The 11,751-nt window shown below is 30.9% G+C and carries 10 protein-coding genes; 8 read left to right on the plus strand and 2 right to left on the minus strand.

Going from position 1 to position 11,751, the window contains the following annotated elements; genetic code table 11:
- Positions 1 to 10: 10 nt before the first annotated feature.
- Positions 11 to 1,219, plus strand: a complete 1,209-nt coding sequence (locus GQ594_RS09350; RefSeq protein ID WP_160412526.1) for a glycosyltransferase family 9 protein — start codon at positions 11 to 13, stop codon at positions 1,217 to 1,219.
- Positions 1,220 to 1,230: 11 nt separating this feature from the next.
- Here the strand turns inward: GQ594_RS09350 and GQ594_RS09355 are convergent, their stop codons facing one another.
- Positions 1,231 to 2,181, minus strand: a complete 951-nt coding sequence (locus GQ594_RS09355; RefSeq protein ID WP_160412524.1) for a glycosyltransferase family 8 protein — start codon at positions 2,179 to 2,181, stop codon at positions 1,231 to 1,233.
- Positions 2,182 to 2,326: 145 nt separating this feature from the next.
- On the opposite strand from GQ594_RS09355, the gene GQ594_RS09360 reads away from it, so the two are divergent.
- From GQ594_RS09360 to tsaB, 4 genes are all read left to right on the plus strand, one after another.
- Entirely contained in the window at positions 2,327 to 3,304 is a 978-nt protein-coding gene (locus tag GQ594_RS09360; RefSeq protein ID WP_160412522.1) for a glycosyltransferase family 8 protein, read from the plus strand.
- An 11-nt stretch (positions 3,305 to 3,315) separates the two neighbouring features.
- A complete protein-coding gene (locus GQ594_RS09365) occupies positions 3,316 to 4,290 on the plus strand; it encodes a glycosyltransferase (RefSeq protein ID WP_160412520.1) in 975 nt (324 codons plus the stop codon).
- Positions 4,291 to 4,585: 295 nt separating this feature from the next.
- Positions 4,586 to 6,490 carry a helicase C-terminal domain-containing protein gene (locus tag GQ594_RS12360; RefSeq protein WP_160412519.1) on the plus strand — a complete coding sequence of 635 codons (1,905 nt, stop codon included), beginning with the start codon at positions 4,586 to 4,588 and terminating at the stop codon, positions 6,488 to 6,490.
- 31 nt (positions 6,491 to 6,521) lie between these two features.
- Complete coding sequence (gene tsaB / locus GQ594_RS09375; protein WP_160412517.1) at positions 6,522 to 7,202, plus strand: tRNA (adenosine(37)-N6)-threonylcarbamoyltransferase complex dimerization subunit type 1 TsaB; 681 nt, start codon at positions 6,522 to 6,524, stop codon at positions 7,200 to 7,202.
- A gap of 49 nt (positions 7,203 to 7,251) precedes the next feature.
- Here the strand turns inward: tsaB and GQ594_RS09380 are convergent, their stop codons facing one another.
- Positions 7,252 to 7,518, minus strand: coding sequence for a GrxA family glutaredoxin (locus tag GQ594_RS09380; RefSeq protein ID WP_091119919.1), 267 nt, complete (start codon positions 7,516 to 7,518; stop codon positions 7,252 to 7,254).
- Positions 7,519 to 7,919: 401 nt separating this feature from the next.
- Between GQ594_RS09380 and GQ594_RS09385 the strand changes: the two genes are divergently transcribed.
- The 3 genes from GQ594_RS09385 to folD all read left to right on the plus strand — a co-directional run bounded on the left by GQ594_RS09385 (position 7,920) and on the right by folD (position 11,740).
- Positions 7,920 to 9,434, plus strand: a complete 1,515-nt coding sequence (locus GQ594_RS09385) for a hypothetical protein (RefSeq protein ID WP_160412515.1) — start codon at positions 7,920 to 7,922, stop codon at positions 9,432 to 9,434.
- A gap of 695 nt (positions 9,435 to 10,129) precedes the next feature.
- Positions 10,130 to 10,819 (plus strand): DUF2884 family protein, encoded by a 690-nt coding sequence (locus GQ594_RS09390; RefSeq protein ID WP_160412513.1) that lies wholly within the window; start codon positions 10,130 to 10,132, stop codon positions 10,817 to 10,819.
- Between the two features lie 69 nt (positions 10,820 to 10,888).
- Positions 10,889 to 11,740, plus strand: a complete 852-nt coding sequence (gene folD, locus GQ594_RS09395; RefSeq protein ID WP_160400041.1) for a bifunctional methylenetetrahydrofolate dehydrogenase/methenyltetrahydrofolate cyclohydrolase FolD — start codon at positions 10,889 to 10,891, stop codon at positions 11,738 to 11,740.
- Positions 11,741 to 11,751 lie beyond the last annotated feature (11 nt).

Below are 11,751 nucleotides of genomic sequence, written 5' to 3' on the forward strand. Positions count from 1 at the left end.
AATAACTTTGATGGATTTCAAGCAAAAATTGCGGCAGTTAAATTGGAAACGTAATTTTATTACTAAAAAAATTAAATATATTTTATATATAAAAGTTTTGTTTATTTTTACTATTTTTTTGAAAAAGAAAAAAACACTATTTAATACTAGTAAGATAAAGAAAGTACTTGTTATTAGAAATGATTGTATTGGGGATATGATAGTTACAACACCATTTATCCGATATTTGGCTGATAAAGGATATGAAGTTTATATATCTTCTCGAAAAAGTAGCTTAGAAATTTTAGATAACAATCCACATATAACGGGTTGTTTTTTGTATAATGATAAAAGTTTGGGCAAGTTAATTAACTCACTAAAAATGGTTAGAAAATATGAGTTTGACTTGGCAATTGATGCACGATTTCACAGGCGATTAGATATAAAACATTTGTTTTTTTGTTGTTTTGTGAGAAGTACACATTTACTTAGTTACAATAAAAGCAATATAAAATCATTCAATATTTCTTTGCCTTATTATCAGCCAGAAGATCATGTTACAAATCAACTTAAATATTATTTAACATACCTTAATATTAAACATAGTTCGTTTAATTACGAAATTTTTATTGATTCTGTTAAAGAAAAAAATGTGGACATATTTATTACTCATAATATTAAACCCCAAAATAAATTTGTCGTAATAAACCCCTATGGTAGTTCAAACTATCGTTGTTTATCTGTGCATCAGATTAAAATGTTGTGTGATTTATTAAAAAACTGCCATCAAGATTATAAAATAATATTAATTGGTCAAGGTAAAAAATTTGATAAATTAGTTATACCAGATTGTGTTAAATTTCAGTCTCCTACAATTTCTGATGTCATTCCTTTAATAAAAAAAGCAGATTTAGTTATTAGTGTTGATACATCAATAGTACATATTGCTTCAGCTTTTTCAACTAAGTGTATTTCAATTTATATGGAGCCACCGCCTCCTAACTCAAATAGTTTGAAATCTGTTTATAGTCGAGAATTAAGTAATTATAAATATTTACAGCAAGATTTATTTTTAGATAAAAAATATATAAAAAAATACACCCCGAATCTTAACTTGCAAGTAAATAGTCATATTTGGTCACCCAACGATATAAATGGAAAACAAATTGTTTTTTATGTTAATAGTATGGAAAAGATTGATCCTGATAATTTAATAGGGGCAATTGGTAAATATATCTAAGTGAGTTAGATTTAATTTTTAAATTTATAGACTAAATAAAGCAAATAATACTTTAAGGCTGTCGCAAATTTTTTCTCTTTCATATTATTTTTGGCATAAATACGATAGTCATTAATGCGCATTTTATGCTTATAACTTTCAAGTGGACTATTTGCCCATGGCGTAAAATGCTTATAAAAACAATAAATATTTTGCGCAAGCCCAGTGTGTTCTTGATACCACATTTTTCGTGCGCCAGTAAAATGAACAATGTATGGTAACGTATTTTTATTATAAAAGAATGTTTCTTTTTGTTTATCATCCATCCAAGTAAATAAATAATTCCAATTCGGATCGATCAATAATACTTGATGTTGTAAAACTATATTTAATGCGTCTTGATCTGGATAAATTAATTCTTTTTGTTCTAATGATAATAATATTTTATTCGTTTTATTTTCGGTATCAAACTTCATCCAGTTATCAACATTTATATATAAAAAACCAGAGTTGAAATAACAATCGGAAGTTAACTCAAGTCTTTCTTGGTTTTTTAACATATTTTGTTCATCTAGTGAGTCCGGTGTTACTGCACAAATAACTGAATCTATATTGGTATTTAAAATTGGAGATATATCAGTAAAACATAACACATCCGCATCTAAATAAATAAATTTATCGACAATGCCATGTAATAGTCTTGGAACGGACAGTCGGATATACATTGATCGATTAATATGTTGTACTTTGTTATTTTTTGTATCTGAGTACTTATTTAATTCATCGGCAGGAATTGAATAGAGAGTAATTGATGAGCTAATTTGTTGTAATTTTTCTTGTTCTTCTATAGTTACATCATATAAAAAAACATGAAAATGAATATCATTATGCATATTATTAAGTATGATAGAGGTAATTGAAACACCTACATGTTCAAGATAATTTGAATCTGTGCAATATGCAATATTAATACTCTTATCCATTTCTAATGCTCTTTAAAACTTAACGCTGTTATTTAGTCATTACTAACAGGATATGTCAATATAAAATTGATTATTACTTCATTGTTTAATTTAACGTATGTTACAATATTACAAATTTTTAATCATGGTTTTAAAAAAGTATACGATGAAAGAAAACCTTTTTATCAGTAAAATTACAACATTATTTAATAATACCATAGAATCCTTACAGTCTACACATATCGCTTTTTGCTTTGATGATAATTATGCAATGCCAGCGGGTATTGCTATGTCTTCAGTCATTTTAAATAATCCAGATAAAAACTTAGTTTTTCATTTATTTGCTAATAACGTATCGAATGAGAAAATCATAAGGTTTAATCAACTAAGTAAAGAAAATGTGACTATAATTTGTTATGAAATTAGTGATGATTTTTCTATTAATCCTGATACTTTAGTGCTGCATGTTTCGGCATCAACGTGTTTACGATTTGTTGTTCCACAAATTTTACATAAAGTGACTTCTAGGGTTTTATATCTGGATTGTGATGTCTTATGTACTAGTAATCTTAATGAATTAATTAACACTGATTTAACGAATAAATATTCTGCGGTTGTTCCTGATGTTGATAAAACACAAGAAAAACAATGTACCGCTTGTAATATTCCATTAGGTGAATATTTTAATGCAGGGATGATTTATATTAATACGGATATGTGGGTGCAAAACAATCTTACAGACAAAGCATTTGCAATGATTAATAGTGGTCAAATATATAAGTTTGCTGATCAGGATGTATTAAACATTTTAATGCAAGGAAAAACCGTATTTTTACCTCGTTGTTTTAATAATTTAACTTCATTGACGGTTGGTGGACAAGAAGACAATCTTATCAGTAAAGATACCGTTATTATTCATTATGTAACGGGTAATAAACCTTGGTACCAGCTTTATATAACACCTCTTTATCAAAGTTATATCGCTTCCTCGCCATGGGCAAAAGATAAATTATTACTTGCCAACGAAAATGCCCCTTCAACAACAAGGCGATACGCTAAACTTCTTGCAAGCCAACATAAATATTTTTCTGCTTGTAAGTATTATTTATTGTATTTGAAACATAAAGCGTTCAAAAAGCATTAAGGATTAGTTGTGTGATTGATGTTGACAAGTTTATTCATAAACGAAATAAATTATTATTGTGTAATTCATTAAATAATACACCTGTATTACATATTTTATTATGTTTTGATAATAATTATGCGCTATCGGCAGGTGTCGACGTTATCTCTGTTATTGAAAATAACAAAAACCAGCAGATTCATTTTCATCTTTTTACACATAATATTTCAAAAGAGAATAGAAAAAAATTTGCAGATATTAAATCAGGTGATGTTTCTATCACCGAATATGTCATTAATGATCAGTTTAAAATAGATTCCAGAAATACTGAACAGTTTCCTATTTCAGCTTGTGTTCGATTAATTGCGCCGATAATTTTAAAAGATGTTACTGAAAGGTTGCTTTATATTGATAGTGATACACTCTGTATTCAAAATTTAGCATTTATTTATAATACTAATTTAGATTCAGCAGTCGTTGCCGCTGTTGCTGATGCCCCCTATATGCAAGAGTCCCAATGTGCTAAATATCACGTAATGTTTGGTACGTATTTCAATTCAGGAGTTATGTTAATTAATATTCCACTTTGGTGTCAGGAAGATATTACAACTAAAACGCTAACGCTATTAAATAGTGGTGAAAAATATCAATATCCAGATCAAGACGTATTAAATATTGCAATAGGTGAAAAAAGAATCATATTAGCAAAAAAATATAATAATCTACTAGCGTTATCAATAAATGGTAATGAAGATTCGAAAGTTCCAGACGATACAGTATTAATTCATTATATTACTAAAAATAAACCTTGGCATCAGCCTTATCGTTCAAGATTATTCGATTTTTATTTGCAAAAATCGCCATGGAAAAATGATGAACTGCCTTTATATAGTTGTAAAAAAACATCTTCAATACGAGCCTATTCTCGATTAATGTTTAAACAGAAAAAATATTTATCGGGAATTAAGCATTATTTAATTTATTTGAAAACCAAACTGGCAAAATAAATTTATTATTGATTATTTAGCTTTTTAAGCGTTGAACACTATCTATTTTTAATGGGTAATGTTCAAAATAAAAAACAACCGTATTCGTCTTAAAATATACCTATATATCTTTTTCTCTTTGTTACTGGTATAGTACGGCAATTATTTGCATTGTTAATTATTCAATTCAGCAATAATAAATTCACCTCATTTTGGAAATGAGTCATTATATTTTCATAACGTTTTATTTTTCTTAGAATATATTTTCTTAATTTTATTGGTGTGTTGAACTTAGCTTTTTATTGGGTATATTTAAGTGATTGATGATTTTGCAGAGGATGGTTTACTTGCTAAGGCTATAGAGGGGTTTGTGGCAAGAGAGCCACAACGCAATATGGCAAGTAAAGTCTCTGAATCAATAAAAAAACAGCATTCTCTTGTGGTTGAAGCAGGAACAGGGACGGGTAAAACTTTTGCTTATTTAGTACCCGCACTGCGTAGTGATAAAAAAGTAATACTTTCAACTGGCTCTAAAAATTTACAGGAACAGTTATTCAGCAAAGACTTACCAATAATAAAAAAAGCATTAAATTACACAGGCAAAATAGCTCTACTTAAAGGTCGAGCTAATTATCTTTGTTTAGAAAGAATGTATCATCAATATGCAGCAGCAGGTGACCTTGATAAGCAGTTACGCGCTGATTTAGCGCGTGTTAAAAATTGGTCGATTAAAACCAAAGACGGGGATATTAGCAAATGCACAACTGTCACAGAAGATAATTCTATTTGGCCAATATTAACAAGCACAAATGATAATTGTTTAGGAAGTGATTGTGAACATTATAGTGATTGTTATGTTGTCAAAGCGCGCAAACGAGCTTTAAATGCAGATATTGTTGTGGTTAACCATCATTTGTTTTTAGCTGATGTCGTGGTAAAAGATACCGGTTTTGGTGAACTAATTCCTAAAGCAGATGTTATGATTTTTGACGAGGCCCATCAATTACCCGATCTTGCTTGTCACTATTTTGGAGAACAGCTAACCAGCCGTCAACTTTTTGATCTAGCAAAAGAAATTAATTTAGCTTATCGTACCGAAGTCAAAGATATGTCTCAGCTACAGCAATGTGCTGATAAACTACAAAAGTGTACGCAAGACTTGCGAATTGTTATTAGTCAACAGCCACCAAAAGGTAATTTACGGTTTTTATTTAACCAAGAAGCGGTTAAAAAAGAGATTTCTTATCTTGTCGATGCACTAGATTTTTGTCACGAAGTTTTGTTATTAGCCGTTGGACGTTCGACAACGTTAGACAACTGTCTTGAACGCATTAAGCAATATACTATGCTTTTAAAGCGATTACAGCAAACCAATATAACAGGTTTTAGTTACTGGTATGAAAGTAGCTATAACTCCTTTATCTTTGCTTTAACACCGCTGTCTGTGGCTGATAAATTTACAGAATTACTTACTGAACGTAAAGGTAGTTGGATTTTTACGTCTGCAACGTTATCGGTTGATAATCAATTAGATTATTTTACTAAACGTTTAGGGCTAACTAATGCTGATTCGCTAATATTAGAAAGCCCATTTGATTATATTAATCAGACGATTTTGTGTGTTCCACGTTATATTCCATCACCAAACGAACAAGGTAACGCTGAAAAATTAGCCAATATTTTATTGCCCGTTATTGAAGCTAATAATGGACGTTGTTTCTTTTTGTGTACCTCATACGCAATGATGAATGCACTGGCTAAACAGTTTCGAGAATTAACCAAATTACCCGTACTCGTGCAAGGCGAAACCAGTAAAGTTAAATTGCTTGAACAGTTTATTCATACTGGCAATGCGTTACTTATTGCTACCAGCAGCTTTTGGGAAGGGATTGATGTTAGAGGTGATACACTCTCATGTGTTATTATAGATAAATTGCCGTTTACCTCGCCTGATGATCCGTTAATTAAAGCTCGTATGGAAGATTGTCAAATGCAGGGAGGGGATGCATTTAATGATGTACAATTGCCGGAAGCTGTTATCACCTTAAAACAAGGTGTAGGGCGATTAATTCGTCATCACAATGATCGTGGTGCAGTTATTATTTGTGATAATCGTTTAGTAATGCGACCCTATGGTGCAACATTTATTAATAGCTTACCGTCGTCACCAAGAACACGGGATATAAAGAAAGTTATAAGCTTTTTAACAACTAAAAGCTAAATGATAATAGATAAAATATTTTGGAAAAAACATGAGTACTATTTTAGCCATTGATACCTCAACAGAAGCTTGTTCGGCAGCTTTACTCTACCGTAACGAAATCACTCACGATTTTATTGTATCGGCACGTGATCATACGAAACAAATATTACCGATGGTTGACAGACTTCTTAAACAATCAGACTGTTCACTTACGCAAGTTGATGCAATCGCTTTTGGACAAGGTCCGGGTAGTTTTACAGGGGTTAGAATTGGTATTGGCGTGGCTCAAGGCTTAGCATTAGGTATTGATAAACCCATGATAGGTGTATCAACATTAATGACTTTGGCGCAGGGTGTTTATCGAACAACACAAGCAACAAGTGTTATTGCCGCAATTGATGCTAGAATGAATGAGGTCTATTTAGGTCAATATCATTATGTTAACGAACAATGGCAAGCGGTTATTGCTGAGTGTGTTATTAGACCTGAAAAAGTAATCGAAACGGTGAAGCATATTAGTCAAGATGATTATTGTGCAGGTACGGGTTGGCAAACTTATCCTGATATGATTAATGGAGTAAAACAAAGCGACATCTTATTACCTCATGCCCAAGATCTTGTTGTTCTTGCTAAGAATAAATGGCAAAAGAATGAACTTGTGAATGTTGAAGATGTTGAGCCAACTTATTTACGTAATGAAGTGACTTGGAAAAAGTTACCAGGAAGATAAAATAAAAAAGCCACTTAAAGGTGGCTTTTAGCAAAAAATTGCGTGTTATTTATTCTTTAAAAAGTCCTAAATGCGCTTTTGCATAGGCTTCAAAATCAGTACAGCCACCGATTGGCTTTTCATCAATAAAGATTTGTGGTACTGTCTCAACAGGTTTACCAACGCTTTTAGAAAGATCTTCTTTAGTAATACCTTCAGCATTTATATCCACATAACGATAAGAAAAATCATCACGCTCTTGAGATAGTTTTTCGGCTAACTCTTTAGCTCGAACACAATAAGGACAACCTTGACGTCCAAAAATTACAGTATACATTTGTTACCTCGAATAAGTTGTTTTTAATATGTCATTACTATACGTTACTTTTAATTAAAAAAAAGTTGTTAAATATAGTTAATTTAATAGGGTGTACCTATTAATTATAGGGTTAGAAGAAATTTGGGTGCTATTTATGACGGCTTTAATATACTTATCTTTTTTATAATATAACGTTAATACATTAAAATAATTCCGTGTATTGAAATTCATCATTATACCATTAGCTATGCTTAACAAAAATTTACAAAAAAATAAGCAAAAGAAAATATTTTTTTCTTATAATACCTTTAATTAAGTTTTGTTTATACAGTACAGTGTAATTTTTCATATTTCATAAAACTAACTAATTATATAATATAAATAAATCGATAAAAATGAGTATAAGGAGTGATAAAAATATGGTCTTAAATCTGGCATCGGGCAATTGTTGTTTTCATTTTATGTTTCAGTCAAACTTTTCATCTTTAGTTTTATTTTCTCATTTTAGACACATCTATTACAATTCAAACCTAACAGATAAAATCACGGTACTTATTGTTCATTTAAAGTGGAACTTAATTAAATTGATATTATTTTTATTATTGCAGTTGGTAATAGTGAATTCAGCTTATGCAATACTTTCCGCAACATCGGCCCATTTTATTGTCGGTAATGCACCTAAAGTCGTCGCATTAAACAGTGCAGATAAACAAGGCTTTAGAGTGGGTGGTACTTTTTATAGCGAAGCGGCTGGAAATATAAAAGCCGATGAAATTAAAGAATTTAATGGGAATTTAAGGTTTAATGATTTCGAGATTGTAGCATACACTTCACAAAACTTGGATAGAATTAATAATTATAGCGATATAGATGGCGATGATGCAGATGGAAATATCCCTTTTTTAATAGAACAAACGACATATGAATGGTATGACAATTCTGGTATAAGAATAAATAAAACCGAAACCAGTGATCCATTTAATAATATTATCGGTTGTGGCAGTGGTTATGCTATGCCTTTAAGGCTTATTATTAAAACTGATGTCAAAGCGCACTCGGCGTATGGTATTCCAGATGAAGGTGAGTCAATAACATTATCCAAAAGTTACCAAATAGCAGCAATGTCTGAATTGTGTTATGCTAAACCGAATGGAATTATTGCTCGCCCTAAAGAACAATGGATTGGTTATAATAGTGATAGAGGATCAGAAAGTTGGAATGATGAAAATCATACAAAGCCACATCCTATTCATGGAGGTGGTTTTACTGATGATTATGTACCAAATTATGGTTTTAAAGCTAATCCGACAATTTCATCAAATAAGTTTCCTACTACAGGTTTTCCAGGAGCTAAATTTCAATTAGTAATGACAGGGGCTCAAACTGATTATCTTTATCGAATAATTAGTAACCCAGGTAGTGGTGTGTCAATTGATGATAATGGTATTGTATTATTAAGGAATAAACCTACAGGAAATGTTACTATACGGGCGATCCTAAAAAGGGATACAGCGGTTTATCATGATTACACGTTTAACCCAACATTAGTTTGGTTAATTCCTCAGGGTAGCAATTATATGGGTTGGGAAGCTGCAAAGCAACGATGTGGAGGAGTACAGAATCTTCCTTCTTTATCAATGTTTACCAATTCTCCACAAAATAGTATTGCTCCTAATACAGGTTGGCAGGGAATGCCTAATACATTTACTCGAGCAATTGGAGGAGGAGTATTTGCTGAATGGGGATATAGTGATATTAAAAGTTATCCTAATTCTCAATGGGGAGATTTTGCAAATGCAATGGATGGAAAAGCATTTTACTGGTCATCAAATATACATACTAAGAATTATTATATGTTTGTTGGCGATGCTAGGGCAGGAAATGTAAATACTTACGATATGAAATATCAGCATTTGGTTGCATGTAAAGGATAAATAATTAATGATTAAATTGCATAAAAAAACTGAAATCATTAGTGCTTTAAGGTAAGGGTAGAATATAAAAAGTGATATGGGACATATTAGGATGTAATTTTAAATAGTTATGATTTGCAAAAAATCCTTGTTTAGAGTTACAAGGATTTTATTTTTATATATCGAGATTCAATTTTTAATGCCAAGAATCAATAGTATTTACTAATATTTATGGTTTTTATTTAAATTGTAGTGAAATTTTGGAAGCAAGAATTAATAACAATAAGCTACATTATTTAATAATGTTAAAAACAAATAGTTGATTTATTCTGAATAGCTAAGATAGTGCTCTAAATCTTTATAATTTTTCCTGAATTATTTGAAATTTTTAGGATTTTGGGGGGGAATCTGAACTAGCGTTAGTTTTAAATAAAATAATACATTATTTTTGACGATAATTTTTCTATAAATGCCACTTACATAATAAAAATGATAGCTTTTTATTTTTTTAAAATTTTTTGTAGTAAATCAACTAATGCATTAGGCCAAATTTTTATAGATATAAAAATATTTTCCTTTTTATAACATTGTAAGTATCTTTATTAAGCTCAATATGTCAAAAATTCCTTGTATGACTTGATATTAAATTCTATTTTATTATGTTTATTATCTTATAGTTTTGATAATCATTATTAATTAAATAGCTGGATATGAATATGTTAAAAGGATTATTATTGATTACTTTATTACTGCCTATCATTGCATTTGCTGCAAAAAAAGAGTGTGCGGTTAAACCTAGCTATGATATTACCATCAATAAAGAAAGCGTGCATATTTTTAATAAAAAAGATGATTTAACTATCATGCCAAATGGTAATGTGGTTTTAAATAACAGATCAATTTTACCAAATCAGCCATTACAAAAAAAATTGGTCTATTTTCAACAAGATTTACGTCAACAATTACCACTGTTAGAGAAACAGTCGTTAAGCTTATTGTTAGAAGTTAAAATAACTTTTGAACAAGCAATAAAAAATCAACTTAGCGATGATAGTGAACTAAAAAATGAATTAAACAAATTATATAAACGTTTAGTTAAGTTGCTACATGGTTCAATTAGTACAGAAAATGGCTATACGCGGTTTTCTTATCAAAATTTTAATAATCTAAAAAAAGATGGAGAAGATATTGGTCAACGCATTTTTTATAATGTTGTGGGTGGCAGTATTTTACATTTGGATTTTTTCAAAAACTTAGGGGCAATCAAGAAAATTTCCAAAAATGAGTGGAAAGCACAAAAACCGAAATTAAAGGCGTTTGATGCTCATATTTGTTCGGTTATTACCGATATTGATGGGCAATATGAGCAAATATTAACGCAACTTAAACAATCCATTCACAAGTAAATAGACATTAATAAAAACTTTTGCGAAAATGACGCCTTTACTATGATAGCTAAACGGAAACTTATGCTTATGAGTGCACAAATAATTGATGGTAAGGCGTTATCGCAACAAATTCGTAATGACATTGCCAGCAAAGTCAACAAGCGTGTTGAAAGTGGCTTATCTGTTCCTGGACTTGCTGTTATACAAGTAGGTTCAGATCCTGCATCAAAAATCTATGTCAAAAATAAGCAAAAGGCGTGCGACGATGTTGGTTTTGTTTCTTTTGCTTATGATTTCCCATCGGCTACTACCGATGAGTTGTTAGCATTAATTGATGAACTCAATCAACGTCCAGATGTGCATGGTATTTTAGTGCAACTCCCTTTGCCTGATAATATTGACAAAACCAAGGTTCTTGAACATATTGAACCAAGTAAAGACGTTGATGGTTTTCATCCTTACAATATTGGGCACTTATTACAACGTGACCCTATTTTGCGACCATGTACACCATATGGTGTAGTTAAAATGCTTGAATCAACAGGTATTAATCTATCAGGTTTAAATGCCACAGTGGTTGGGGCATCTAGCATTGTTGGTCGTCCTATGGCGTTAGAGTTATTATTATTAGGCTGCACAACCACCATTACTCATAGCCGTACGGTTGATTTAGCAAAACATGTTAGCAATGCCGATATTGTTGTTGCAGGAGTCGGTATTCCTAACTATGTTAAAGGGGAATGGATTAAACCTGGGGCAATTGTTATTGATGTTGGTATTAATCGCTTGCCTGATGGTAAACTTGTTGGTGATGTTGAGTTTGATGTTGCCGTTAATCGAGCTGGTTGGATAACCCCAGTTCCTGGTGGTGTTGGTCCTATGACTGTTGCTATGTTGATGAGTAACACGCTTGAAGCTTGTGAAAAGTTTAGCAAGTAACTAAAATTAAT

It is taken from the genome of Gilliamella sp. Pra-s52 (assembly GCF_009795805.1).
In the GTDB taxonomy this organism is placed as follows: domain Bacteria; phylum Pseudomonadota; class Gammaproteobacteria; order Enterobacterales; family Orbaceae; genus Gilliamella.

Bases quoted from the DNA above. Each gene is read 5' to 3' on its own strand.
- GQ594_RS09350 (WP_160412526.1), top strand. From the start codon at position 11: ATGGATTTCAAGCAAAAATTGCGGCAGTTAAATTGGAAACGTAATTTT.
- GQ594_RS09355 (WP_160412524.1), bottom strand. From the start codon at position 2,181: ATGGATAAGAGTATTAATATTGCATATTGCACAGATTCAAATTATCTT.
- GQ594_RS09360 (WP_160412522.1), top strand. From the start codon at position 2,327: ATGAAAGAAAACCTTTTTATCAGTAAAATTACAACATTATTTAATAAT.
- tsaB (WP_160412517.1), top strand. From the start codon at position 6,522: ATGAGTACTATTTTAGCCATTGATACCTCAACAGAAGCTTGTTCGGCA.
- GQ594_RS09380 (WP_091119919.1), bottom strand. From the start codon at position 7,518: ATGTATACTGTAATTTTTGGACGTCAAGGTTGTCCTTATTGTGTTCGA.
- GQ594_RS09385 (WP_160412515.1), top strand. From the start codon at position 7,920: ATGGTCTTAAATCTGGCATCGGGCAATTGTTGTTTTCATTTTATGTTT.
- GQ594_RS09390 (WP_160412513.1), top strand. From the start codon at position 10,130: ATGTTAAAAGGATTATTATTGATTACTTTATTACTGCCTATCATTGCA.
- folD (WP_160400041.1), top strand. From the start codon at position 10,889: ATGAGTGCACAAATAATTGATGGTAAGGCGTTATCGCAACAAATTCGT.